Genomic DNA, 25,581 nt, shown 5'->3' with positions numbered 1-25,581 from the left:
CTCTTGAGCCGAATCGAGCGCGGGCGTAGATTGATCCTGCGTCGCGCAACATGCGGCGATGCACGCCAAGTTATTCGGGCCGAGTATTGGGCCAGGACCGGAGGAGCCAGCCATGTACGCGCAAATGGTCAAATCGACCGGCACGGGACTAAAATCCGCGGACGAGATGAGCGCCGAGGAGCGCGCGTTTCAGGCCCGCATCGACGCGGGCGAAAAGATCGAACCCAAGGACTGGATGCCCGAAGGCTATCGCAAAACGCTGATCCGCCAGATCGGCCAGCACGCCCATTCCGAAATTGTCGGCCAACTGCCCGAGGGCAACTGGATCACCCGCGCGCCAACATTGGAGCGCAAGGCGATCCTCCTGGCCAAGGTGCAGGATGAGGCTGGTCACGGGCTCTATCTCTATTGTGCCGCTGAAACGCTGGGCGTCAGCCGCGATGAGATGACCGAGATGCTGCTGGATGGGCGGATGAAGTATTCGTCGATCTTCAACTACCCGACGCTGACATGGGCCGATATGGGCGCGGTCGGCTGGCTGGTGGATGGCGCGGCGATCATGAACCAGGTGCCGTTGCAGCGCACGTCCTTTGGCCCCTATTCGCGTGCGATGATCCGCGTCTGCAAGGAAGAGAGTTTCCACCAGCGTCAGGGCTTTGACATCATGATGAAGATGGCGCAGGGCAATGCCCAGCAGAAAGCCATGGCCCAGGATGCGCTCAACCGCTTCTGGTATCCGGCGCTGATGATGTTCGGCCCCTCGGACAAGGACTCGGTCCATTCCGCACAGTCGATGGCGTGGAAAATCAAGATGAACACCAATGACGAGCTGCGCCAGAAGTTCGTCGACCAGACTGTGCCACAGGCGGAATACCTCGGACTGACGGTGCCGGACGAGAACCTCAAGTGGAACGAGGAAAAGGGCGGCTACGACTTTTCCGAGCCCGATTGGGAGGAGTTCTTTGAGGTCATCAAAGGCAACGGCCCCTGTAACACCGACCGTCTGGCCGCACGTAACAAGGCCTGGGATGATGGCGCTTGGGTGCGCGAGGGCATGATGGCCCACGCCGAGAAGAAACGCGCCCGCAAGATGGCGGCGGAATAAGCGCCCCCTTCGTTTTGACATTCCCTGCGGCAGCGCCGCGCGCCCGCAGCCCCGGGCGCGCCCTGTCTCAGCACCGAAAGGACCAAACATGAAAACCGAATGGCCCCTCTGGGAAATCTTCATCCGCGGCCAGCATGGCCTCAGCCACCGTCACGTCGGCAGCCTGCATGCACCGGACGCGGAAATGGCGATCAAGAACGCCCGCGACGTCTACACCCGCCGCAATGAGGGCGTGTCGATCTGGGTGGTCGAGGCGGCGCAGATCACGGCCTCCTCGCCCTCGGAGAAAGGCCCCATGTATGAGCCCTCCGAGAGCAAGGTCTACCGCCACCCGTCCTTCTACGACATTCCCGAAGACGTGGGGGCGATGTGATGTCGCGCGACGCTGCTTTCTATGAGTTCCTGCTCAGGATGGGGGACAACACCCTGATCCTCGGCCATCGTGTCAGCGAATGGTGCGGCCATGCGCCGGTGCTGGAAGAGGATATCGCCCTCGCCAATACCGCGCTCGACCTGATCGGCCAGACCCAGATGTGGCTCGGCCTCGCGGCTGAAGTGCAGGGCGAGGGCAAAACCGCAGATGACCTGGCTTTCCTGCGCGATGCCTGGGATTTCCGCAATCTGCTGCTGGTCGAGATGCCAAACGGCGATTTTGGACAGACCCTGATGCGGCAGTTCCTGTTTGATGCTTGGCACGTGCTGCAACTGCGCGCTCTGACCGGTTCTACCGACGAACGTATCGCCGCAATTGCTGCAAAGGCGGTGAAGGAAGCGACCTACCATCTGGAGCGCTCCGCCGAGACCGTGGTGGGCCTTGGTGACGGCACCGAGGAAAGCCACGCCCGGATGCAGGCAGCGCTCGATTACCTCTATCCTTACGTGGGCGAGATGTTCCTGAGCGACGCGGTGGATGCCGTGCTGGTCGAGGCCGGAATTGCGCCGGATCCTGCGAGCTTGCGCGCGGACTACGATGAAACACTTGCCCGTGTTTTGGGCGAGGCGACGCTGACGCTCCCCGAAGCCCGCCGCGCCCGTGGCGGTGGCCGCGATGGCAAGATGCACACCGAACACCTCGGGCATCTGCTAACCACCATGCAGTGGATGCAGCGCGCCTATCCGGGAGCCACGTGGTGATGCTTGCGTTTGCGCGCACAGGGCATCCCCCGGCCTCGGGTGGGGGTGAAGCCCACTCCCGGGGGGGAGGTCGGGGGCTGCCCGACCTATCGGTCGGGCGAGGTGCCTAAATGCAGGACACACAATCCAACCAACCTTCCCTCGCGCAGATCTGGGAATGGCTCGATGCGGTGCCTGATCCGGAAATCCCGGTGATCTCCCTCGTCGACCTCGGCATCGTGCGCGATGTTGAGTGGAGCGATGACGGTCTCATCGTCACCCTGACGCCCACCTATTCCGGCTGCCCGGCGACCTCGATCATTCGTCTGGATGTGGAAACCGCGCTGGCCGCCCGTGGGGTTGAGCGCGTGGAGATCAAGACCCAGATCGCGCCGCCCTGGACCACCGACTGGCTCTCGGAGAAAGGCCGCGCCCGGCTGGAGGAATACGGCATCGCGCCCCCCTCCCCCGCCGGCGGCCCCGACCATTGCCCCCGCTGCGGCAGTCCCGATGTGACCCGCGTGAGCCAGTTCGGCTCCACCCCGTGCAAGGCCCATTGGCGCTGCAACAGCTGCCTGGAACCTTTCGATTATTTCAAGTGTATCTGAGGAGGCTTGGCTCATGGCCCGCTTTCACCCGCTCGAAGTCACCGACATCAAACACACCATCCGCGATGCGGTGGTGGTCACGCTGAAGCCCGTCAATGGCGCGGCGGCAGAATTCGACTTCACCCAAGGCCAATACCTGACGTTTCGCCGCGATTTCGACGGCACCGAGTTGCGCCGCAGCTATTCGATCTGTGCGGGCAAGGATGAAGGCATCCTGCAAGTCGGCATCAAACGGGTCGATGGCGGCGCCTTTTCGACCTGGGCCAACACCGACCTCAAGGTCGGCGACACGGTCGAAGCGATGCCGCCGCAGGGGCGGTTTTTCACCGATCTCGATGCGGCGGCCGAGAAACACTACCTGGGCTTTGCCGGTGGCTCCGGCATCACGCCGGTGCTGTCGATCCTGAAAACCACCCTGCAGGCTGAACCCCGGTCGAGTTTCACGCTGGTTTACGCCAACAAGGGCATCAACTCGATCATGTTCCGCGAGGAGATCGAGGATCTGAAAAACCGCTACATGGGGCGTCTGTCGGTGATCCATGTGCTGGAGGCGGATGCGCAGGAGGTGGATCTGTTCACCGGGCTGGTCACGCAGGAGAAATGCGCCCAGCTGTTTGAGCGCTGGATCCCGATCCAGAGCGTCGATACCGCGTTCATCTGCGGCCCCGAGCCGATGATGCTCGGCATTGCCGAAGCACTGCGCACGGCGGGCCTCTCGGATGCGCAGATCAAGTTCGAACTCTTCGCCTCCAACCAACCTGGACGTGCTGCGAAAAAAGCCGCCAGCAGTGACGCCGCCGCCAGTGCGCCGGTCACCGCTGCCATCACGCTGGACGGGGCCACGCGCTCGGTGACGCTGGATCGCAATACCAGCGTGCTTGAGGCCGCGCTCGACAATGCCATGGATGCCCCGTGGTCCTGCCGCGCCGGTGTCTGCTCCACCTGCCGCTGTCGCGTGATCGAGGGCGAGGTCGAGATGGCCGCCAACCACGCGCTGGAGGATGACGAGGTCGCCAAGGGCTTTGTGCTGTCCTGCCAGTCCTACCCGGTCAGCGATCACCTGGTGGTCAGCTACGACGAATGACAGGCGTGGGGTCCAGACCAACCTGAGACGGGATTGGCTCTGGACCTTGCCGGGCGTGCCGCCTAACGTCCCGATCGTATCCAATCCGCATTCCCAGACCCGAGGTTCCCATGGCTGTCGGCAAGAGTATCCGCACCTATTTCAACGGCCAATGGCATGACGGCGATGTGCCGATCATGTCCGCCGCCGACCATGCCGCCTGGCTCGGCTCTTCCGTCTTCGACGGCGCGCGCTGGTTTGACGGCGTCAGCCCGGATCTGGACAAGCACTGCGCCCGCACCAATGCCTCGGCGGAGGCGCTGATGATGGCGGCAACGGTGCCCGCCGACCAGATGGTGGAGATCGTGCGCGAAGGGCTCGAAGGGTTTTCTGCCGACAGCGCCGTCTACATCCGGCCGATGTATTGGGCCACCGACGGCGATCAGACCCTGATCGCCCCCGCGCCGGAGGCGACGCAATTCGCGCTCTGCCTCGAGGAGATCCCGATGGCCCCCGAAGCCGCCTCGGCGACGCTCACGCGGACCCGCTTTCGCCGCCCGGTTCTGGAGTCCGCGGTGGTCAATGCCAAGGCCGGCTGCCTTTATCCCAACAACGCTCGCATGCTGCGCGAAGCGCGTGCCAAGGGCTTCACCAACACATTGACCTGCGACGTGATGGGCAATGTGGCCGAAACCGCCACCGCCAATATTTTCATGGTCAAGGATGGTGAGGTGTTCACGCCGATTGCCAACGGGACGTTCCTTGCTGGCATCACCCGCGCGCGCCACATCGAGAACATGCGCGCCGATGGGATCACCGTGCATGAGACCGTGCTGGGCTATGCGCATTTCGAAGCCGCGGATGAGATCTTCATGTCCGGCAACATGTCCAAGGTGACCCCGGTCACCGCATTTGACGATGTCACCTATCCCCATGGCCCCGTCACCCGCCGGGTGCGCGAACTCTATTGGGACTGGGCCAAATCCGGTACCTGAGACGCGCCGTTACGTCATCGCAACAAGGAGGGGAGCCCTCCCGCCCCCGCGCGATCTTCTGGCTGCGCCAAAGATCCCTGGCGGCGTTGGGCCGCGCATCGCAGCCCTGACGGGCCGCGATGCGGTTGCGTCCAGATCCTGCCCTCGCCGCAGAACGCAACCGCGCCGGGCGGCAGTCCGGCGCCCGGCCCAACGGATTCCGTGGCATTTTCAATGCAATGGAAGCGGGCGGGAGGTCCCCCTTCCTCCGGTGGTTCGCCGCGCGGCGCGGACAACGGGCGCGACCGCAGACCTCTATTGCGCGGGACGGTTGCATCAGCCAATATGGCCGGGACACGACAACAGAGGTTTTGATGCGCAAGTTCCTGGTCGTCCTCGACGACAGCCGTGAATGCCTGAACGCCATGCGCTTTGCCGCCATGCGCGCGTCCAACACCGGTGGCGGCGTGGTCATCCTGTCGATCATCCCGCCGGATGAATTCAACCACTGGATCGGCGTCGGCGAGGTGATGCGCGAGGAGGCCCGCGAGCGCATCCACGCCCACTTCGAAGTCTTTGCCAAATGGATGCGCGACCGCCAGGGCGTCGATCCCGAACTGGTCATCCGCGAAGGCGACATCGTGCCGGAAATCCTCGCCCAGATCGAAGCCGACCCCGAAGTGGGCGTGCTGGTGCTGGGCGCCGCCAGCGACCGCAAGGGCCCCGGCCCCATCGTCACCCAGTTGACCCGCACCGCCGGCACGCTTCCCTTTCCGATCACCATCGTCCCCGGCGACATGTCCAAAGAGAAGCTCGAGGCCATCACCTGACGCAATCCGCCACGCCGCATCGGGCAAACCCTTGCATTTCGCGCCGCAGCCTTTAATTTAGAACCATTCCAAAACCCGACAGGCACCGGGCCGACCGCCCGGGCCAGTCTGACGGAGAACCGAGATGTTTATCCAGACCGAATCCACGCCGAACCCGGCGACCCTGAAATTCCTGCCAGGCCAGACCGTTCTGGATGCTGGCACCGCCGACTTCCCCTCGGCCGAAGCGGCGTCGAAATCACCGCTGGCGCAGCGTATCTTTGCGGTCAGCGGCGTGACCGGCGTGTTCTTTGGCAATGACTTCGTCACCGTCACCAAGGACGACTCGGTCGAGTGGGACCACATCAAACCCGCCGTCCTTGGCGCGGTGATGGAGCACTACCAGTCCGGCCAGCCGGTGATCGACGAAGGCGGCCAGCAGGCCTCCGGCCATGCCGAGCACAGCGGCGAAGACGGCGAAATCGTCGACCAGATCAAGGAGCTGCTCGACAGCCGCGTGCGCCCTGCGGTGGCACAGGATGGCGGCGACATCACCTTCCACGGCTTTGACCGCGGCGTTGTCTACCTGCACATGCAGGGGGCCTGCGCGGGCTGCCCGTCCTCGACTCTGACGCTCAAGATGGGGATCGAGAACCTGTTGCGCCACTACATCCCCGAAGTGACCGAGGTCCGCCCGGTTGCCGTCTGAGGCGCGCCGGACTGAGACACTCCAGGCGCCCGATGCGGCGCCGCATGATTTTGGCGGGGGACGGATCTTGTTTCGTGCCCCGCACTTCCCCGCTCCGTCCGCCACGACCTTGACGACTGGCGCCGCACCGGAGCAACAGATGCCGCCACCGCGACGCTCTCCCCGCCATTTTCAACCGCATGTGCCCGTAAAGGATGCTTTCTGCATCATGCAGCGCCACGCGCGGACGGCTTGCCATGGGCGGGCGGCTCTGCCAGAGACCGGCTGACTGCAGCCACAGACCACAGAGACTGAACCGAGATGCCGACAGACGCCCCCCTGATCCTGGGTTTTGACACCTCAGCGGCCCATTGCGCGGCGGCGTTGCTGCGCGGCAACGAAATTCTGGCGCAGCGCCGCGATGAAATGGCTAAGGGCCAGGCGGAACGCTTGATGCCACTGCTCGAGGAACTCCTGACCCAAGGCGGCGTGACATGGGCCGATCTGGACGCAATCGCCGTTGGCATCGGCCCCGGCAATTTCACCGGCATCCGCATCTCCGTCTCTGCCGCACGCGGCCTTGCGCTGGGACTGGATGTGCCCGCCATCGGCGTCTCCAGTCTTGAGGCCCAGACCTTTGGACAGAACCAACCGGTGATTTCCAGCCTAGATGCGCGCCGCGACCACCTGTATCTGCAGATCGAGGACCAGCCCCCGGGCCTGTTCACCATGGAGGCTCTGCCGCCCCTCACACCCACCGCCGCGCCCCTTTGCATCGGTCACCGCGCTGCGGAGATCGCGGCGCGCTGCAACGGCGAGGTGTCCGCCCCCCGCTATCCCATTGCCGAGGCCATCGCCCGTGTCGCCGCCACCCGGCTGGACCAGTCCGACCTGCCCGCGCCGGCACCGCTCTACCTGCGCGAGGCCGATGCCGCCCCCTCGCGCGAGCAGCCGCCTGCCCTGCTCGATGACTGATCCAACGCCACCGCAGGCCGACCCTGCGGCGCTTGCCGCCACGCACACAGCGGCCTTTATCCAGTCCCGACCGTGGACCGCGCAGGAGTTTACAGAGCTTCTGGCGGATCGGTTCACCCATCTCACCGGCGACGCGCGTGCCTTTGCGCTGGTGCGCGAAATCGCGGGCGAGGCCGAATTGCTCACCATCGCCACCCATCCCGATCACCAGCGGCAGGGCCTCGGCCGCCAGATCATGCAGAGCTGGATGAAAACCGCCGCAGAGCGGGGCGCGACAGAGGCTTTTCTTGAGGTCGCACAAGACAATACCACCGCACAGGCGCTATACTCGGCCTGCGGATTCGGTCTTGTCGGGATTCGAAAGGCCTACTATCCGCGCCCGACGACGGCAGCGGCGGATGCATTGCTCATGAAACGGCGACTTCCCTAGGGGAAGTTGGCGATTTTTGGACCGGTTGGTCAAAAAATTGTTGACCCCGGACCGGCACAGCAGGCTAAATCGCTCCACCTTTTTGAACGGACACGCCCGCCACGCGGGGCAGAAAAAGAAAAACTGGGAGTAACTGAATGACCCTGATGAAATCGCTCATGGGCGCGGCGGCAGCGGTTGCGCTGACCGCAGGTGCGGCTCTGGCAAACCCGGCGCTGATCTTCGATCTCGGCGGCAAGTTCGACAAATCCTTTAACGAGGCGGCCTATAACGGTGCCAAACGTTGGGCGGATGAGACCGGCGGCAAATATCTGGAAATCGAAATGAAGTCCGAAGCCCAGCGCGAACAGGCGCTGCGCCGCTTTGCCGAATCCGGCGCCAACCCGATCATCACCACCGGTTTCGCCATGAGCGCACCGCTGGCGGATGTGGCCGGTGACTATCCGGACACCAAATTCGTCACCATCGACGGCTGGGTCGACGCCCCCAACGTCCATGTGGTCAGCTTCTCCGAACACGAAGGCTCCTACCTCGTGGGCATGATGGCGGCGCAGGCGTCCAACTCCGGCACCGTCGGCTTTATCGGCGGCATGGATGTTCCGCTGATCCGCAAATTTGCCTGCGGCTACGCCCAGGGCGTCAAGGCTGTGAACCCGGATGCGACCGTGATTTCCAACATGACCGGCACCACCCCGGCGGCCTGGAACGACCCGGTGAAGGGCTCCGAGCTGACCAAGGCGCAGATCTCCCAGGGCGCGGACGTGATCTATGCCGCAGCGGGCGGCACCGGTGTGGGCGTTCTGCAAACCGCCGCGGATGAGGGCATCCTCTCCATCGGCGTCGACAGCAACCAGAACCACCTGCACCCGGGCAAGGTCCTGACCTCGATGCTGAAGCGCGTGGACGTGGCGGTCTACAACATCCTGCAGGCCGGCGAAGACCTCGAAGTGGGCAAGGTCACCCTCGACCTCTCCGACAACGGTGTCGGCTATGCGATGGATGACAACAACGCCGAGCTGGTCAGCGATGAAATGCAGGCCACCGTCGAAGAGGCCAAGGCCCAGATCATCTCCGGCGATATCGAGGTTCACAACTACACCAGCGACGACAGCTGCCCGGTTCTGAACTTCTGATCGACATGATCCGCGCCCCGCTCCGCCATGGCATGTCTGCCCGGCGGGCGGGGCGTTTACATATGGCCCGGAGGTCGCGTCCGCGTGCCCTCCGGGTTTGGTTTTTCCCGTCCCGGTCCTTCTTAACATGATCATAATGCGCAGCACGCACCCTGCGCGCATGAACCGGCGATGAGGCGACAGGGGAGCCCCGATGACGGCACCAGCAATCGAACTCAAAGGCATTTCCAAGGCCTTTGGCCCCGTCCAGGCAAACAAGGACATTTCCATCCGCGTCGAGCCCGGCACGATCCACGGGATCATCGGCGAAAACGGCGCGGGTAAATCCACGCTGATGAGCATTCTCTACGGGTTTTACAAGGCCGACAAAGGCGAGATCTGGATCAAGGGCAACAAGACCGAGATCCCCGACAGCCAGGCGGCCATCTCTGCCGGCATCGGCATGGTGTTTCAGCATTTCAAGCTGGTGGAGAACTTTACCGTTCTGGAAAACATCGTGCTTGGCGCCGAGGATTCCGGCCTGCTGATGCCCTCGCTCTCTCGCGCCCGCAAGGAGCTGAAGGAGCTGGAGGAAGAATACGAGCTCTATGTCGACCCCGACAAACGTATCGACGAGATCGGCGTGGGCATGCAGCAGCGGGTGGAGATCCTGAAGGCGCTCTATCGCAAGGCCGAGATCCTCATTCTGGACGAACCCACCGGGGTGCTGACCCCGGCCGAAGCCGACCAGCTGTTCCGCATCCTCGACCGTCTGCGCTCAGAAGGGAAAACCATCATCCTGATCACGCACAAGCTGCGCGAGATCATGGAATATACCGACACCGTGTCGGTGATGCGGCGCGGAGAAATGACCGCGACCGTCAAAACCGCCGAGAGCAGCCCGGAACATCTGGCCGAGCTGATGGTGGGCCGCAAGGTCTTGCTGCGCGTCGATAAAGTGCCCGCCACCCCCGGCAAGCCGATCCTCGAGATCGAGAAGCTCTCGGTCGTCGACAGTGCCGGTGTGCAGCGCGTGAAAGACATCGACCTCACCGTGCGCGCGGGCGAGATCCTCGGCATCGCGGGCGTTGCGGGCAATGGTCAGTCGGAACTGCTGGAGGTGCTCGGCGGCATGCGCGAGGGCACCGGCAGCATCCGGATCAACGGCGAACCGCTGCCGCTGTCTGGCGCGGGCTCGGACGCCCGCGCCCGCCGTCACGCCGGCATCGCCCATGTGCCCGAGGATCGCCAGCGCGAGGGTCTCATCATGGACTTCCACGCCTGGGAAAACGTCGCCTTCGGCTATCACCGCGAAGAGATCTACAAAAAGGGCCTGTTCCTCGACAATGCCGCCCTGCGCGCCGACACCGAAGCCAAGATGGCCAAATTCGACGTCCGCCCGCCCAATCCCTGGCTCGCCGCCAAGAGCTTTTCCGGCGGCAACCAGCAGAAGATCGTCGTGGCGCGCGAGATTGAGCGCAACCCCGACCTCCTGCTGATCGGCCAGCCCACCCGCGGCGTCGATATCGGCGCGATCGAGTTCATCCACCAGCAGATCATGGAGCTGCGCGACCAGGGCAAGGCGATCCTGCTGGTCTCGGTGGAGCTTGAGGAGATCCTGTCGCTCAGCGACCGGGTTGCGGTGATGTTTGACGGCAAGATCATGGGCGAACGCCCCGCAGATCAAACCGATGAAAAAGAACTCGGCCTGTTGATGGCCGGCGTCGCGGGGGAGGCCGCGTAAATGGAAAAGATGCCAAAATGGGCCGATGTGGTGCTGATCCCGGTGATCAGCCTGCTGTTGGCCGCACTTATCTCTGCAATCGTGATCCTGCTGATCGGCGAAAGCCCGATGGAGGCGCTGGACCTGATGGTCACCGGCGCGCTGGGGTCGACCTATGGCTGGGGCTACACGCTCTATTATGCCACCAATTTCCTGTTTACCGGGCTGGCGGTGGCGGTGGCGGCGCACGCCGGTCTGTTCAACATCGGTGGTGAAGGTCAGGCGATGATCGGCGGGCTGGGGCTGGCGCTGGTCTGCCTCTATATCCCCTTCCCGCATTGGACCATCGCGCTGGTCTTTGCCGCCCTCGGCGCCGGGATCTTTGGGGCCGCATGGGCCGCGATCCCCGCCTATCTGCAAGCCAAACGCGGCAGCCATATCGTCATCACCACCATCATGTTCAACTTCATCGCGGCAGCGGTGCTGAACTACATGCTGGTGAGCGTGCTGAAGCCCAAGGGCGCGATGGACCCGGCCACGGCCAAGTTCCCCGAAAGCACGCAGCTGCCCTCCCTGCATGAGATCCTGGCGCCAATCGGCATCGAGTTCTCCAAATCCGCCCCCGCCAATGTCACGCTCTTTGTCGGCATCGCCGCCTGTATCGTGGTCTGGGGCCTCATCTGGCACACGCCGCTGGGCCACGAAATCCGCGCCCTCGGCAAGTCCGAGCGCGGCGCGGTCTATGCAGGTATTTCGCCGGTGCGCACTGTGATGATCACCATGCTGATTTCCGGCGCGCTCTGCGGGTTGATGGCCACCAACAACGTCATGGGCGAGGCTGAACGTCTGGTGCTGAACGCCACCGAGGGCGCGGGCTTCATCGGGATCGCGGTGGCCCTGATGGGCCGCAACCACCCGTTTGGGGTATTTCTGGCGGCGATCCTCTTTGGGTTCCTCTATCAGGGCGGCGCGGAGCTGGCGCTTTGGACCAATATCCCGTCCGAGCTGATCGTGGTCATTCAGGCCCTCGTGATCCTGTTCACCGGCGCGCTCGACAATATGGTGCGCATGCCGATTGAAAAGATCTTCCTCGCCTTCCGGAAGGAGAACGCCTGATGGATTTCCTGACACTCATTCAGGTGCTCGACAGCACCGTGCGCATGGCAACGCCGCTTCTGCTGGCCTGTCTGGCGGGTCTGTTTTCGGAACGTGCGGGCATCTTCGACATCGGCCTTGAGGGCAAGATGCTGATGGCGGCGTTTTTCTCTGCCGCCGTTGCCGCCGTCACCGGCAATGTCTGGCTTGGCCTTCTGGCCGGGATCGCCGCGTCGATGGCCCTGTCCGGCCTGCACGGGCTGGCTTCGATCACCTTCCGTGGCAACCAGCTGATCTCCGGCGTGGCGCTCAACTTCCTGGCCTCCGGTCTCACGGTCCTGATTGCCGAGAGCTGGTTTCGCCAGGGCGGGCGCACGCCGTCGCTGTTCACCGAAGGCCGCTTCAACGGGATTGAACTGCCCTTTGCCATCGGCCCTACCGAGGCCGAAGCCGCCGACCGCCCGCTGAGCGAGCTGATTGGCGAGGCGAATGTGATCCAGCAGATCTGGTCCGAGCTGATCTCCGGCCATTCCATTCTGGTCTATGTCGCCGCCCTGATGGTGCCGCTGACATGGTGGGTGCTGTTTCGCACCCGCTTTGGCCTGCGCCTGCGCGCCGTGGGGGAAAACCCGGCCGCCGTGGACACCGCCGGTGTGTCCGTGCGCGGGTTGCGGTTTGCCGCAATCGGCATTGCGGGCGTGCTCTGTGGCATCGCCGGTGCCTATCTCGCCACCGGCCTTCAGGCGGGCTTTGTGAAGGAAATGACCTCTGGTCGCGGCTATATCGCGCTGGCGGCGCTGATCTTTGCCAAATGGCGCCCCTGGCACGCGCTTGGGGCCTGTCTGCTGTTTGGTCTGTTGCAAGCGGTGGCGCTGCGGTTCCAGAGCATCCAGCTCGGCGGCGTGTCGATCCCGGTGCAGGTGATGGACGCCCTGCCCTATATCCTGACCGTGGTGATCCTCGCAGGCTTTGTCGGCAAGGCGATCCCGCCGCGCGCCGGTGGGCAACCCTATGTGAAGGAACGCTAGGTCCCCGGACCGTCGTGACCGACCAACAGGCCGATCAGCCCCCGCCCTCCCGCAGGGCGGGGGTTTTGCGTTCAACCGCGCCGGCCCTGTGCGCCTCGACGCTGTGTGCCCGGGCGATTCGAGCGCCGCGCGCCGCCCCCTGCAGTGCGTCTGTAGCGCCTCCGCCTCACTTGCCGCACGCGGGGCGTTTTTCTGCCCATCACGGTCGCTTTCCCTGAGTGGCTGATCTAAGCTTTATAAAACCTCAGCCGGGTCACGCTGCGCGGCAGCATTTTTATTGATTCACCAGCCAATAAAAGACTAGTCAGGGATATGAATATCTACCTCCCCATCGCCGAAGTTGCCGTGAACGCGTTCCTTGTCCTGGGACTCGGCGGTCTGGTTGGCGTGCTCTCCGGCATGTTCGGCGTCGGCGGCGGCTTCCTGCTGACCCCGCTGCTGTTCTTTATCGGCATCCCGCCTGCGGTGGCGGTGGCGACCGGCGCCAATCAGATCGTGGCCTCCTCCGTCTCCGGTGTGCTGGCACATCTGCGGCGACGCACGGTGGACCTGAAGATGGGCGCGGTGTTGCAGGGCGGCGGGCTGATCGGGGCGGCGCTGGGCGTGGCGATCTTCAACTATCTGAAATCGCTGGGTCAGGTCGATCTCTTCGTCACCCTGTGCTACGTGGTCTTCCTCGGCATTGTCGGCGGCCTCATGTTCATCGAGAGCCTGAACGCCCTGCGCAAATCCAAACGCGGCGCCCCCCCCAAGCGCAAACAGCGCGGCTGGGTCCACGCGCTGCCGTTCAAGATGCGGTTTCGCACCTCGGGCCTCTATATCTCGGTGCTGCCGCCGGTGGCGGTGGGGGTCTTTGTCGGCATGCTGACCGCGATCATGGGGGTTGGCGGCGGCTTTATCATGGTGCCGGCAATGATCTACCTCCTGGGCATGCCCACCAAGGTCGTGGTCGGCACCTCGCTGTTCCAGATCATTCTGGTCACCGCCGCCACCACCATGATGCATGCGATCACCAACCAGACGGTGGACATCGTGCTGGCGGTTCTGCTGCTGATCGGTGGGGTCGTCGGGGCACAGTTCGGCACCCGCATCGGCACGCTCCTGAAGGCAGAGCAGCTGCGCATCCTGTTGGCGCTTCTGGTGCTTCTGGTCTGTGCCAAGCTGGGGCTCGATCTGCTGCTGGAACCAAGCGAGCTCTACTCCCTGAACCCGCTGCGGGAGGCCCAGTGATGCGCGCGCTTCTGACCCTCCTGCTGCTGGCCACCGCCCCGCTGCTGCCCGCGCTCCTCTCCACGCCACCGGCACAGGCCGAGGAAGTCGTGCTGGGGCTCAGCCAGGACCGGGTCGCCATCACCGCGACCTTTGACGGCTCCGAGATCCTGATTTTCGGCGCCGTCAAACGCGAGGCCCCGATCGCGACCGACGCACCGCTCGAAGTGGTCGTCACCGTTTCCGGCCCCAGCGAGCCGGTGATGGTGCGCCGCAAGGAGCGCGAATTCGGCATCTGGGTCAACACCGACAGCGTCGCGGTCGATTCCGCGCCCAGCTTCTACGCGGTGGCAACCTCCGCCCCCTTCTCCGACGCCCTGAGCGACACCGAAGACCTGCGCCACAAGGTGTCGATCCAGCGGGCGATCCGCTCGGTCGGGGCGACGGTGGAAGGGGCCCAGGCCTTTACCGAGGCGCTGATGCGCATCCGCGAGGACCGCGGCTTCTACACGCTTCAGGAAGAGGCCGTCGCGCTGGATGAGCAGACCCTGTTCCGCACCGCCCTGCGCATGCCCGCCGATCTCATCGAGGGCGAGTATGAGACGCGCATCTTCCTGACCCGGGCCGGGCGGGTGATCTCTCGCTACGAAACAGTGATCGAGGTGAACAAGGTCGGGCTGGAACGCTTCCTGTTCAACCTCTCGCGCGAACAGCCCGCGATCTATGGCGTGCTGGCGCTGGTCATCGCCATGCTGTCCGGCTGGGGCGCCGCCGCCCTGTTCCAGATGTTGCGCGACCGCTGAACCTGGCGCGCCCGCGCCGCGCGTCAGCGCGGCGCCCGGCCCAACCAGAGGCCACGTGCCGCAGGGCGCGGGGCATATGGGCGGGAGCGCCCCCGTCCCGGGTTTCGCCCCCTTCGGTGCCCCTCAACCGGCGCCTCTCAGCCGCGACCGATATAGGGCATTTTTGTTGCCATCACGGTCATGAACTGAACATTGGCCTCCAACGGCAGCTCCGCCATATGCAGAACCGAACGCGCCGCATCCGCCACATCAAAGGTATCCATCGGCGGCGCGTCCGGCTGTGCCTCGGCCTGTCGCTGCGCCAGATCCGCCACCATCGGCGTGCGGGCATTGCCAATGTCGATCTGCCCGCAGGCGATGTCATAGGCACGCCCATCCAGCGACAGCGATTTGGTCAGCCCGGTGATCGCGGCCTTGGTCGCCGCATAGGGCACACTATTAGGGCGCGGCACATGCGCGGCGATGGAGCCATTGTTGATGATCCGCCCGCCCCGTGGGTTCTGGTGGCGCATCCGGGCAAACCCCGCCCGCGCGCATAGGAACATGCCGTTGAGGTTGACGTTCACCGCCGCAAACCAATCCTCCAGCGCGATCTCGTCGATGATGCCCGGCGGGGTAAAGATGCCAGCGTTATTGAACAGCACATCAATCCGCCCGGCCTCGCTGCAGAAGTGATCAAACGCGGCGTCGACTGCCGCAGGGTCGGTCACATCCGCAGGCAGCACCACGGCACGGCGTTGACCCGCGGCGATCTCCGCCAGCCTCTCCGCCCGCCGTGCCAACAGACCAACCGTCCAGCCGCGCCCAAGGAACAGCTCCGCCACCGCGCGGCCGATCCCGGAACTGGCACCTGTGATCAGAATAGAACGTGTCATGCCGGCGCCTCCTCACCCTGTGCCTCAAGTGTCAATGTCGGGGCCGCCACCTGCCGCAAGTCATCGACCGGCAGCGGGCCTGTAGGCTTCGCCAACCGATTGCGCACCACCCAGATCAGCCGCTCCTGCGCGCGGGTGATGGCCACATAGGCCAGCCGCTTCCACAGGGGCTGGCCCGCCTCCACCCGCCCCATCCGGGCCGCCGCGTAAATATCGGGGGCAAAGACCTGTGCCGTATCCCATTGCGAGCCCTGCGCCTTGTGGATCGTCACCGCCGCGCCATGCAAAAACGTGGCCCCCATACGCGCGGCAAAGGGAATAAACGGTTCTTCTTCCTCGGGTTTTTCGATCTTCACGATAGAGGCGGCAGAGACCTGCGGGTCTTCTGCCCCCATCACATGCAGGCGCGAAAAACCGGGTTTGCGGCCGGGGCCGAGGTAGATCACCTGCGCGCCCTTAATCAGACCGCGCGCCTCCAGATCCAGCCGTTTCTTGCGGTGCTTCAGCGGCAGCTCCAACCCGTCACAGATCAGCGGTTCACCCTCAAGGAGCTGATCTTCGGGCGCACCATGCACCGCGCGAAACGCATTGATCAGCCGGATGCGCGTGTTGTTGCGCCAGACCAGCACCGGCGAGCGTGCCATCAGATCGACCTCGACCCGCTGTCCCCAGACCACGCGCTCGTCCTGACGGGCCTTGTCCTCCACCATACGCTCGAAATCATCAAACCCCAGTTGCGGATCCGCCAGCGCATGGGCCAGATCGAGGATCGGGTTGTCGGCCTCCTGTCGGTGAATGCGGTTGAGGATCAGCTTGCGCTCTTCGGGCAGGTCCTCAAACACCATCGACCCCGACTGGTTCACCGGTGCCAACTGCGCCGGGTCGCCAAACAGCACAAGCGTCGGGAAAATCTCCTTCAGATCCTCGAATTGGCGGTTGTCCAGCATCGAGGCCTCATCGACAAAGCCGATGTCCAACGGCTCTTCGCGCCGTTTCCAGCCGGTGATGAAATCCGAGCCTCGCAGCCCTGCCGCCGCCAAAGCGCCCGGCATGGATTTGTTGGTGGCATAAAAGGCTTCGGCGCGCGCCAGCGCCTCCTCGCTCAGCCCCTCGATCTCGGGCCGCTCGCCTTCGCCCGCCAGCCACTCGGCAATGCGCTCGTATTCGGGATCATAAACCGGGGTATAGAGAATGCGGTGGATGGTTGTGGCGGGCACACCGCGCAGGCGCAACACGCTTGCCGCCTTGTTGGTGGGCGCCAGAATGGCCAGGGTGCGTTTGTCGGCTTTCTTGCGGCTCTCGTAATCGCCCGAGACCACCTCGACCCCGGCTGCGGCGAGCGCCTTGTAGAACTCCGCCAGAAGCAGCGTCTTGCCCGATCCGGCCTTGCCGATCACCGCTGCCACGCCGGTCTCGCCACGTGGCGGATGCAACAGATCCTCGCCCAGATCGACACCCGCCTTGCGCAGCTGTTCGGTCAGGGCATCAAAGGCTTGCGCCTGGTCATCGGAGAAGCGCAGCTCGGGCGCTGGCGTCGGGGCCTGTGTCATGGCGCGACCCTACAGCCGCACGCCAGAGGGCACCAGTGGGAAGGCGCATCCCAACGGCAGAAGTTCCACCCCGCTGCCCCCGGCAGGATCACACCGCGATCAGCCCCATGGTGATCGCCCGGGCCACCGCATGCGTGGTGTTCTGGGCCTGCAACTTGCCGCGCGCCCCTTCGATATAGACCCGCAGCGTATGCTCCGAAATCTCCAGCGCCTCCGCCACGCGCGCCCGGCTGCGCCCTTCGGCCAGCAGGCTCAGCGCCTCGATCTCGCGCAGCGACAGGGGCTGTTCGGGCAGCGGATAATAGGCCATTTCGAAATCCAGCGCCCGCCGGTTCACGTAATGCGCCACCAGGATCAGATCACGGCCATGTTTGCGGGTGAACTTGTCCCAGACATCGCCATCGCAGGTCTTGCTGACACTGAAAATTGCATATTGCCCCGCCGGTCCACGCACCGGCACGCTATAGCCCTGGCTGCCCATCCCAAAGGCAAGGGAATCCTTGCGATAGGCCGCCGCCAGTCGCGACGACCAATCCAGATCCCGCCAATCGACGGGATGAACCGCAGTGTAGCAGCCCACCGCCACCGGATCGATCCGGTGGTATGACATCGCGGAATAGCGGTCCTGCCAGGCGGTCGGCAGGGTGGAACAGCCATAGATGCTGCCACAGCGATCCACCCAGCGATAAAAGACATGATCCACGTCGATCTGAGAGCGGAACCGATCCATCACCTCGCCGATCTCTTCGAGGTTGGCTGCGCTCTCGATCAATTCGAGAGTTGTGTTCAGGGTCTGACGTCTCACCATTCTCTCTCGTACCTACTCCCGACGCATTGCACCGCCGCGGCCGCCCCATCCGGAACCAGCCGCGTGGCACGACGTGCCCCGCGGCGCCGGGCATTGGACGCCGGTCTGCGCCGCTCCACGCGCGCGCCATGTCCTGCAGAACACGGTTCTGCCGAACACGGGATCTGCGCACAGTTCAAACTTGGCGTAATGATAGTGCACCCTCCGGCCCGGCCCACTCCGGCCCGTGAGAAATCTCACTGATCCCTATCCTCGTCCGTCAGTTGTATCAGAACAATCCTCTCTAGTTCGACGACGAAAACCTATCAAAATGATAAAACCCGGCCGCGCGTGGCGACCGGGTCACGTTTTGCTGCATTCTCCGGCCCCGTGCTCCGGGACGGGCGAGGCGCCTAGCCGTGCAGAACCTCTTCGAGGGTGCGCAGCCCGGTCCTCGGCGCCTGCACCAGCACCGACATATTGCCGGGCTTGTGCTCGTTGCGCAGCATCTTCATATGCGCCGCCGGCAGATCCGCCCAGGTAAAGACCTCGGACATACACGGATCCAGACGGCGCTCGATCATCAGCTTATTCGCCGCCGACGCCTGCTTGAGATGCGCAAAATGGCTGCCTTGCAAGCGTTTCTGGTGCATCCACATGTAGCGCACGTCGAAGGTGCAGTTGAAGCCGGAGGTGCCCGCGCAGATCACCACCATACCGCCCTTCTTCACCACGAAGGTCGACACCGGAAAGGTCGCCTGGCCGGGGTGTTCGAACACCATGTCGACGTTATTGCCCTTGCCGGTGATCTCCCAGATCGCCTTGCCGAACTTGCGGGCCTCGCCGAACCATTCCGCATATTCCGGCGTATTGACGGTGGGCAGCTGTCCCCAGCAGTTGAAATCCTTGCGGTTGAGCACGCCTTTTGCCCCCAGGCTCATGACGAACTCCCGCTTGCTCTCGTCCGAGATCACGCCGATCGCATTGGCCCCGGCGGTATTGATGAGCTGAATCGCATAGGACCCCAGCCCGCCCGAGGCGCCCCAGACCAGCACGTTCTGGCCCGGCTTCAGGTCGTGCGGCTCATGGCCGAACAGCATCCGATAGGCGGTGGCCAGCGTCAGCGTGTAGCAGGCGCTTTCCTCCCAGGTCAGATGCTTGGGCCGCGGCATCAGCTGCTGGGCCTGCACATTGGTGAACTGGGCAAAGGAGCCATCGGGGGTTTCATAGCCCCAGATCCGCTGGCTGGTGGAATACATCGGATCGCCGCCGTTGCACTCCTCGTCATCGCCGTCATCCTGATTGCAGTGGATCACCACCTCGTCGCCGACCTTCCAGCGTTTCACCTTGTCCCCCACGGCCCAGACAATGCCCGAAGCATCGGAACCGGCGATATGATAGGGAGCCTTGTGGCCGTCAAAGGGGCTGATCGGCTGGCCGAGTGCGGCCCAGACGCCGTTGTAGTTCACGCCCGCCGCCATCACCAGAACCAGCACTTCGTTGCTGTCGAGGGTGGGCACATCGACCACTTCCTGCTGCATCGCAGTATCCGGCTCGCCATGGCGTTCCTTGCGGATCGCCCAGGCGTACATCTTCTTGGGCACATAGCCCATCGGGGGAATTTCTCCCATTTCATAGAGGTCTTTTTGCGGTGCGTCGTAGGTCATCATGCCGTCCTGCGTGTCCAGAGCCATGCCGGCCTCCCTTGGTCTCGATCTCTCTCGGCGCAGTGGTTCTGCAACGCAGAATCGCGCCGTTCTCTCCCAAGGAGTACGAACGGAAGGGTAATAAAGCAACCCCCATCATTGCCAGTTTGTAATTTTATGACCCAGCGGATGCAGAATTTCCTTTTGCGTCCGCAGAAACAGCCTCCGTTTCGGGAGGCGGCTCCAGGGCAGCGGGCACCAGATGGGCAATGGAATTGGCGTAGTAGCGCAGCATGTCGATCTGGGCCCGCTCCGGCGTGACCAGCCCCCCGGATGTGCGGATCAGCCCGCGTCTGCGCATCTGCAACACCGCGCTCTGGATGGCGGCGTCATGGGCGTGTTCAGGCAAATGGATGCTGGCCAACGGCATCCGCGCCACGGTGTCGCGCAACGCCTGCAGCAATGCCGCCTCACTCATCGCGCCACGTTGCAACAAGAGATAGCTGACCATCGGCACCGGCAGCACCGGCACCACCTCTCCGATCCGGCGCATCAGCTCGGTCGACAGCATCCGCGCACGGTCCTCACGAGAGGTCTGCGGCAGCTCGCTAACGCTGAGCGGGCGGCCAAAGCTCACCGCCGCCTGCCCCGCATGCTGATAGCGCCCGGTGAGCCAGAGCCAGAATTGCCGCAGCAAACGCAGCATCACCGCCCCGATCCGCGCCCGGAACCGCCGGTCGCCGGTCTGTGCGGCCCGGATCAGGATCTTGTCTTCCAGCACCCGGTCATAATTCAGCGCCACCGGCACAAAGACCACGTCCTTGCCCACCTCGGCGCTACCATCCACGATGTATTTGAGCAAGCCATGCTTGGGCGGTGCCATCGCCCCCGTCAGACTCAGCCCCCCCTCGGGGAACATCGCTTGCGTCACCCCTGCCCGCGTCGCCAGCCGCACATAAGCCGCCAGCACCGCCCGGTAGAGCGCATTTTGTGATTTGCGCCGAATAAAATAGGCCCCCATCGCCCGGATCAGACGGCTCAGCGGCCAGACCCGCGCCCATTCGCCGACCGCGTAGGACAGGGCCGAGCGTTTGGCGACCAGATAGGTCACCAGCACGTAATCCATGTTGGAGCGGTGGTTCATCACAAAAACCACAGTGGCGTCACGGTCGATGGCCTTCAAAAGCCCCTCGTCGTAGCTGCCCAACCGCACTCGGTAGATCGCATTCGACAGGAGCCGCGCCGCCCGGATCGCAAAGCTGAAATAGGTAAAGGCCGAAAAGGACGGTACGATCTCGCGCGCGTAGCGCCGGGCCTCCTCAAAGGCGACGTTTTCCGGGATGCCCTTTGCCGCCGCATGGTCCGAGACCGCCTGCGCCACCTGCGGGTCATAGATCAGCCGCTGGATCATGTCATAGCGGCGCGCCAGCTTGAACGGCTCGATCGGGCGCTCCAGCCGCTGATTGAGCCGCGCCACCGCCCGTTCCAGCCGACGGCGAAAGAACCAGCGCACCGAGGGAAACAGGAAATGCGACGCAAATGTCACCGCCGCAAACAGCAGGATCAGCACAAAAGCCCAAAGCGGAAGTTCAACAGTCTGCGTCATACCCGCACTCTTACTGCGCCCGCCTCTCGGCACAACTGCAACCGCGCATCTTCTGCGGTCGCAAAAGTCGCAGTGCAGCAATTGCCGCAACGCGGCGAATTGACAAGGTAGCAAAATTCCAGTTTAGATCACCTCAACGTAACTTTATTGCTCACTCGATGATTCACGAGGCCCGCCATGTCGCTCGCGCAGAAAGACCGCCCCGAAGCCCCCAGCCGGGACCGGCCCTGGCTGATCCGCACCTATGCGGGCCACTCCACCGCCTCCGCCTCCAACGCGCTTTACCGCGCCAACCTTGCCAAGGGTCAGACCGGCCTGTCCGTGGCCTTCGACCTGCCCACTCAGACCGGCTATGACAGCGATCACGTGCTGGCGCGGGGCGAGGTGGGCAAGGTCGGCGTGCCGGTGGGGCATCTCGGCGACATGCGGGCGCTGTTCGATCAGATCCCGCTGGAGCAGATGAACACCTCGATGACCATCAACGCCACCGCGCCGTGGCTGCTCAGCCTTTATATTGCGGTGGCCGAAGAACAGGGCGCAGATGTGTCAAAGCTTCAGGGCACGGTGCAAAATGACCTGATCAAGGAATATCTCAGCCGCGGCACCTATATCTGCCCCCCCGCCCCCAGCCTCAAGATGATCGCGGATGTGGCGGAATACTGCTACGAGAACGTGCCCAAGTGGAACCCGATGAACGTGTGTTCCTACCACTTGCAAGAAGCTGGCGCGACGCCGGAACAGGAACTGGCCTTTGCGCTGGCCACCGCGCAGGCGGTGCTGGACGAGCTGAAACCCCGCGTGCCGGCTGAGGACTTCCCGGCGCTGGTCGGGCGCATCTCGTTCTTTGTGAATGCAGGCATCCGTTTCGTGACCGAGATGTGCAAGATGCGGGCCTTTGTCGACCTCTGGGACGAGATCTGTCTGACACGCTACGGGGTGGAGGACCCTAAATTCCGCCGCTTCCGCTATGGCGTGCAGGTGAACTCTCTCGGGCTGACCGAACAACAGCCAGAAAACAACGTCTATCGCATCCTGATTGAGATGCTCGCCGTGACGCTGTCGAAAAAGGCCCGCGCCCGTGCGGTGCAGCTTCCGGCCTGGAACGAGGCGCTTGGCCTGCCGCGCCCCTGGGATCAGCAATGGTCGATGCGGATGCAACAGATCCTCGCCTATGAGACCGACCTGTTGGAATACGGCGACCTCTTTGATGGCAACCCGGTGGTGGACGCCAAGGTTGAGGCGTTGAAAGAGGGCGCGCGCGCCGAGCTTGCCACGCTGGAAGGTATGGGCGGCGCCGTGGCCTCCATCGAGTACATGAAATCCCGCCTCGTGGACGCCAACGCCGAACGCCTGAACCGGATCGAGGCCGGCGAAACCGTGGTGGTCGGCGTCAACAAATGGACCGAGGGCGAACCCTCGCCGCTCCAGACCGAGGATGGCGGCATCATGACCGTCGACCCGGCGGTGGAGGCCGACCAGATCGCGCGCCTTGAGGACTGGCGCCGCAACCGCGACGCCGCCGAGGTCACCGCCGCGCTTGCCGGGCTCCGCGAGGCCGCCGGCACCGGCGCCAACATCATGCCCGCATCGATTCGCGCCGCCAAGGCCGGTGTCACCACCGGAGAATGGGCCGAAGAGATGCGCAAGGCCTATGGCACCTATCGCGGCCCCACCGGGGTCTCGGCCTCCGTCTCCAACAAGACCGAAGGGCTGGACGACCTGCGGGACGCGGTGAATGCGGTCTCCGACCAGCTGGGACGGCGACTGAAATTCGTCGTCGGCAAGCCCGGTCTGGACGGTCATTCCAACGGCGCCGAGCAGATCGCCTTTCGCGCCCGTGATTGCGGAATGGACATCACATATGACGGTATTCGCCTCACGCCGCAGGAACTTGTCGCCACTGCGCGTCAGGACGGCGCCCATATTGTTGGCCTTTCGATACTGTCGGGCAGCCATTTGCCGCTGGTTGAAGACACCCTGACGCAATTGCGCGACGCCGGGCTTACTCATGTTCCGGTTGTTGTTGGCGGGATTATTCCCGACGAAGATGCAAAGAAACTGCTGAACATGGGGGTGTCACGGGTCTACACCCCTAAGAATTTCGAGTTGAATTCGATCATGATGGATATCGTGGAACTGGCAGGTGCAAACTCTTCGGTTTAATTCACGCTCCGCTGAATTTCGCCAAAAAACAAAAAAATGAAAATTAGATGCTGAATAGCATCCAAAATTCGGGCAATAAGAGCGTTAGCCCGGATTTTGATCCGTGGCCACTAATCTACGGAGTAAAACAATGTCTCTTGACCTGACCGAGATGTCCCGCAAGGAGCTGCTTCAGCTCCAGAAGGACGTTGAAAAAGCACTGAAAGATGCCGAGCAACGCGAGCGCACCGAGGCCCTGAAGGCCGTTGAAAAGGCTGCGGCGGAATATGGTTTTTCGCTGGATGAAGTCCTGACATCGCCCAACAAGGGGGCGGCGCGGAAATCAAAGGCGACGCCGAAATACCGCAATCCGGAAAATCCGGACGAAACGTGGACAGGCCGTGGCCGCAAACCGCATTGGGTACATGCCGCCCTGAGCAAAGGCGTTGATATTTCTGAACTCGAAATCTGAACCGGGATCGCAATAAGTGACAGTTCATATTGGAGCAGAAAAGGGCGATTTCGCCGAAACCGTGCTCATGCCGGGCGATCCCTATCGTGCGAAATGGGCAGCGGAGACCTTTCTGAGTGATGTGCGCCTCGTCAACGAGGTCCGCGGCATGCTCGGGTTCACCGGCACGTGGAAAGGGCATCGGGTCTCGATCCAGGGCAGCGGCATGGGCATGCCATCGCTGTCGATCTATGCCAACGAGCTGATCCGGGACTTCGATGCCAAGACGCTGATCCGGATCGGATCCTGTGGCGGGATGCAACCCCACGTCAAGGTGCGCGATGTCATCGTTGCGATGACGGCCACCAGCGTCAACACGCCCTCCTCTAGCATTTTCAAGGACGTGAACTTTGCGCCAACGGCCGATTGGTCGCTGCTGCGCAACGCAGTACAGGCCGCCGAGGCGCAGGGGCTGACCCCGCATGTCGGGGGTATTTATTCCTCTGACACCTTCTATGACGAGCGCCCGGACCTGAACGAACAGATGGTCCGCCATGGTGTGCTGGGCGTGGAGATGGAAGCGGCGGAGCTTTATACGCTGGCCGCCCGCCACGGTCGCCGCGCATTGGCGGTATTGACCGTGTCGGACCACCTGCAAACCGGCGAGGCCCTCCCGTCCGAGGAGCGCGAGCGCAGCTTTGGCGAGATGGTCGAAATCGCCCTCGCCGCTGCCTTCACCTGAGGTGACGCCACAGCGGGATCGGGACTGTACCACTCACCAGCCCCGGCCCGCGCAGAAAACAAACGAAGGGCCGCCAGCGCTGGCGGCCCTTTTTAGTGGCAGTCTGCTGATTGGCAGCCCTTTATATTGGCAACCTGTCTATTGGACGCCGGGCGCGCTCAGCGTCCGTGGCTGCGGTCATAGCCGTTGAGTGCGGGGCTTTGCCAGCCGGCAAGGCTGCCCTCTTTGGGGGCAAAGACCTCCACCAGCATCGGATGGCAGGCGGCCGTATCGCTGGAATGCTCGGCCGAACAATCCCCGCCGGGGCAGGCGCTCATCGCGCCCAAGAGGTCGATCTCGGCAAAAAACTCCAGATAATCGCCCGGGCGCACCGGGCTCGCTTTCATGAAATACTGGCCGGTATCGCGGGTGAAGCCCGTGCACATAAAGACGTTCAGCACGTCATGCACATGCGGTTCCGCCTCCGCCAGCGACAGGCCGAGGTGATCGGCCAGCGCCCGGGTCAGGTTTGAGTGGCAGCAATGGTGATACTGGCTGCCTTGCAGCAGATTGCCGGTGTAGGGATCACATCGCGTGCCAATCACATCATGAACGGAGCCGCCGTAGGCGTCGATGCCGTACCATTCCAGCGTATCGGCAATGATCGTCGCCATCGGGCGCATATAAGGCAGGTTCGACCACAGCCGCTCGCCCGTGGTGACATGGGTGCCATGCAGGGCGCGGGTCTTGCCGGAAAAGAACCGCTCGGAAATATCATTGCGATTCCACAGGTTCAGGTCCCCGACCTGCGGCCCCTCAATGGAGGAGATACGGAAAAACTGCCCGGCGGCGACCTCGAAGGTGGCTGCTTCGCGCGGCGGCACGGTGACCTCTGCGACCTTTTCCGCGCCGTCCCGTGCCGCGCGATAGAGCGCCAGATCGGGCTTTGGCAAGGTCTCGTTCGGATAGCAAATCACCGGCGGCACCGCACGGCGGGTGTCTGCGTCGGCGGGGATGGGGAATTGGGTGTCGGACATTCTGCGCGGGTCTCCCTGTTCTGTTTTCTAC

25 protein-coding genes are annotated in these 25,581 nt (G+C 63.5%); 19 read left to right on the top strand and 6 right to left on the bottom strand.

From position 1 onward, the window contains the following. Window positions 1-112: 112 nt before the first annotated feature. The 16 genes from paaA (at window position 113) to ACXAF5_RS03535 (ending at window position 14,735) form a co-directional block, all read left to right on the top strand. Complete coding sequence (gene paaA, locus ACXAF5_RS03610) at window positions 113-1,105, top strand: 1,2-phenylacetyl-CoA epoxidase subunit PaaA (RefSeq protein ID WP_005665833.1); 993 nt, start codon at window positions 113-115, stop codon at window positions 1,103-1,105. Between the two features lie 88 nt (window positions 1,106-1,193). Further along, window positions 1,194-1,478 carry a 1,2-phenylacetyl-CoA epoxidase subunit PaaB gene (paaB, locus tag ACXAF5_RS03605; RefSeq protein WP_065323761.1) on the top strand — a complete coding sequence of 95 codons (285 nt, stop codon included), beginning with the start codon at window positions 1,194-1,196 and terminating at the stop codon, window positions 1,476-1,478. Continuing rightward, the gene (gene paaC / locus ACXAF5_RS03600; RefSeq protein WP_474945560.1) at window positions 1,478-2,239 is read left to right on the top strand and encodes a 1,2-phenylacetyl-CoA epoxidase subunit PaaC; all 762 of its coding nucleotides are present in this window, start codon (window positions 1,478-1,480) and stop codon (window positions 2,237-2,239) included. The genes paaB and paaC overlap by 1 nt, the downstream gene beginning before the upstream one ends. Before the next feature lie 110 nt (window positions 2,240-2,349). Further along, window positions 2,350-2,826, top strand: a complete 477-nt coding sequence (gene paaD, locus ACXAF5_RS03595) for a 1,2-phenylacetyl-CoA epoxidase subunit PaaD (RefSeq protein WP_474945559.1) — start codon at window positions 2,350-2,352, stop codon at window positions 2,824-2,826. Window positions 2,827-2,839: 13 nt separating this feature from the next. Beyond that, a complete protein-coding gene (locus tag ACXAF5_RS03590) occupies window positions 2,840-3,910 on the top strand; it encodes a 2Fe-2S iron-sulfur cluster-binding protein (protein ID WP_474945558.1) in 1,071 nt (356 codons plus the stop codon). Window positions 3,911-4,020: 110 nt separating this feature from the next. Then, window positions 4,021-4,884, top strand: a complete 864-nt coding sequence (locus tag ACXAF5_RS03585; protein WP_239360287.1) for a branched-chain amino acid aminotransferase — start codon at window positions 4,021-4,023, stop codon at window positions 4,882-4,884. Between the two features lie 353 nt (window positions 4,885-5,237). Next, complete coding sequence (locus tag ACXAF5_RS03580; protein ID WP_239318837.1) at window positions 5,238-5,693, top strand: universal stress protein; 456 nt, start codon at window positions 5,238-5,240, stop codon at window positions 5,691-5,693. 124 nt (window positions 5,694-5,817) lie between these two features. Then, the gene (locus ACXAF5_RS03575) at window positions 5,818-6,381 is read left to right on the top strand and encodes a NifU family protein (protein WP_239318836.1); all 564 of its coding nucleotides are present in this window, start codon (window positions 5,818-5,820) and stop codon (window positions 6,379-6,381) included. Between the two features lie 300 nt (window positions 6,382-6,681). Further along, window positions 6,682-7,335, top strand: coding sequence for a tRNA (adenosine(37)-N6)-threonylcarbamoyltransferase complex dimerization subunit type 1 TsaB (gene tsaB / locus ACXAF5_RS03570; RefSeq protein ID WP_474945557.1), 654 nt, complete (start codon window positions 6,682-6,684; stop codon window positions 7,333-7,335). After that, a complete protein-coding gene (gene rimI / locus ACXAF5_RS03565; protein ID WP_474945556.1) occupies window positions 7,328-7,765 on the top strand; it encodes a ribosomal protein S18-alanine N-acetyltransferase in 438 nt (145 codons plus the stop codon). Before tsaB ends, rimI begins: the two co-directional genes overlap by 8 nt. 137 nt (window positions 7,766-7,902) lie before the next feature. After that, on the top strand, window positions 7,903-8,898 hold the full coding sequence (locus ACXAF5_RS03560; protein ID WP_239318831.1) for a BMP family lipoprotein: 996 nt from the start codon (window positions 7,903-7,905) through the stop codon (window positions 8,896-8,898). Between the two features lie 193 nt (window positions 8,899-9,091). Beyond that, window positions 9,092-10,621 carry an ABC transporter ATP-binding protein gene (locus ACXAF5_RS03555; RefSeq protein WP_239318830.1) on the top strand — a complete coding sequence of 510 codons (1,530 nt, stop codon included), beginning with the start codon at window positions 9,092-9,094 and terminating at the stop codon, window positions 10,619-10,621. Beyond that, on the top strand, window positions 10,622-11,716 hold the full coding sequence (locus tag ACXAF5_RS03550) for an ABC transporter permease (RefSeq protein WP_239318829.1): 1,095 nt from the start codon (window positions 10,622-10,624) through the stop codon (window positions 11,714-11,716). It abuts the gene before it with no gap. After that, window positions 11,716-12,723, top strand: coding sequence for an ABC transporter permease (locus ACXAF5_RS03545; RefSeq protein WP_474945555.1), 1,008 nt, complete (start codon window positions 11,716-11,718; stop codon window positions 12,721-12,723). Before ACXAF5_RS03550 ends, ACXAF5_RS03545 begins: the two co-directional genes overlap by 1 nt. A gap of 312 nt (window positions 12,724-13,035) precedes the next feature. Next, window positions 13,036-13,953 carry a sulfite exporter TauE/SafE family protein gene (locus ACXAF5_RS03540; RefSeq protein WP_474945554.1) on the top strand — a complete coding sequence of 306 codons (918 nt, stop codon included), beginning with the start codon at window positions 13,036-13,038 and terminating at the stop codon, window positions 13,951-13,953. After that, window positions 13,953-14,735, top strand: a complete 783-nt coding sequence (locus ACXAF5_RS03535; protein ID WP_474945553.1) for a TIGR02186 family protein — start codon at window positions 13,953-13,955, stop codon at window positions 14,733-14,735. The genes ACXAF5_RS03540 and ACXAF5_RS03535 overlap by 1 nt, the downstream gene beginning before the upstream one ends. A gap of 137 nt (window positions 14,736-14,872) precedes the next feature. On the opposite strand, the gene ACXAF5_RS03530 is transcribed toward ACXAF5_RS03535, so the two are convergent. The 5 genes from ACXAF5_RS03530 to ACXAF5_RS03510 form a co-directional block, all read right to left on the bottom strand. Continuing rightward, a complete protein-coding gene (locus tag ACXAF5_RS03530; RefSeq protein WP_474945552.1) occupies window positions 14,873-15,610 on the bottom strand; it encodes an SDR family oxidoreductase in 738 nt (245 codons plus the stop codon). Then, the gene (locus tag ACXAF5_RS03525) at window positions 15,607-17,160 is read right to left on the bottom strand and encodes an ATP-dependent DNA helicase (protein WP_474945551.1); all 1,554 of its coding nucleotides are present in this window, start codon (window positions 17,158-17,160) and stop codon (window positions 15,607-15,609) included. The genes ACXAF5_RS03530 and ACXAF5_RS03525 overlap by 4 nt, the downstream gene beginning before the upstream one ends. Before the next feature lie 88 nt (window positions 17,161-17,248). Then, window positions 17,249-17,968, bottom strand: coding sequence for a helix-turn-helix transcriptional regulator (locus ACXAF5_RS03520; protein WP_239360309.1), 720 nt, complete (start codon window positions 17,966-17,968; stop codon window positions 17,249-17,251). A gap of 392 nt (window positions 17,969-18,360) precedes the next feature. Then, window positions 18,361-19,641, bottom strand: coding sequence for a crotonyl-CoA carboxylase/reductase (gene ccrA / locus ACXAF5_RS03515; protein WP_239318822.1), 1,281 nt, complete (start codon window positions 19,639-19,641; stop codon window positions 18,361-18,363). 127 nt (window positions 19,642-19,768) lie between these two features. After that, complete coding sequence (locus tag ACXAF5_RS03510; protein WP_474945550.1) at window positions 19,769-21,199, bottom strand: 1-acyl-sn-glycerol-3-phosphate acyltransferase; 1,431 nt, start codon at window positions 21,197-21,199, stop codon at window positions 19,769-19,771. Between the two features lie 177 nt (window positions 21,200-21,376). Here ACXAF5_RS03510 and ACXAF5_RS03505 point away from each other — a divergent pair, with 177 nt between their 5' ends. From ACXAF5_RS03505 to deoD, 3 genes are all read left to right on the top strand, one after another. Further along, entirely contained in the window at window positions 21,377-23,362 is a 1,986-nt protein-coding gene (locus ACXAF5_RS03505) for a methylmalonyl-CoA mutase family protein (RefSeq protein WP_474945549.1), read from the top strand. 130 nt (window positions 23,363-23,492) lie between these two features. Beyond that, window positions 23,493-23,813 carry an H-NS histone family protein gene (locus ACXAF5_RS03500; RefSeq protein ID WP_239318808.1) on the top strand — a complete coding sequence of 107 codons (321 nt, stop codon included), beginning with the start codon at window positions 23,493-23,495 and terminating at the stop codon, window positions 23,811-23,813. A gap of 16 nt (window positions 23,814-23,829) precedes the next feature. Next, window positions 23,830-24,534 carry a purine-nucleoside phosphorylase gene (deoD, locus tag ACXAF5_RS03495; RefSeq protein WP_239318806.1) on the top strand — a complete coding sequence of 235 codons (705 nt, stop codon included), beginning with the start codon at window positions 23,830-23,832 and terminating at the stop codon, window positions 24,532-24,534. 158 nt (window positions 24,535-24,692) lie between these two features. Here the strand turns inward: deoD and ACXAF5_RS03490 are convergent, their stop codons facing one another. Further along, window positions 24,693-25,550: an urea carboxylase-associated family protein gene (locus ACXAF5_RS03490; protein WP_239318804.1), complete on the bottom strand. Its 858-nt coding sequence runs from the start codon at window positions 25,548-25,550 to the stop codon at window positions 24,693-24,695. Window positions 25,551-25,581 lie beyond the last annotated feature (31 nt).

The organism is Epibacterium sp. ABV4_022 (genome assembly GCF_056159345.1).
This window is presented reverse-complemented; position numbering and strand designations above follow the sequence as displayed.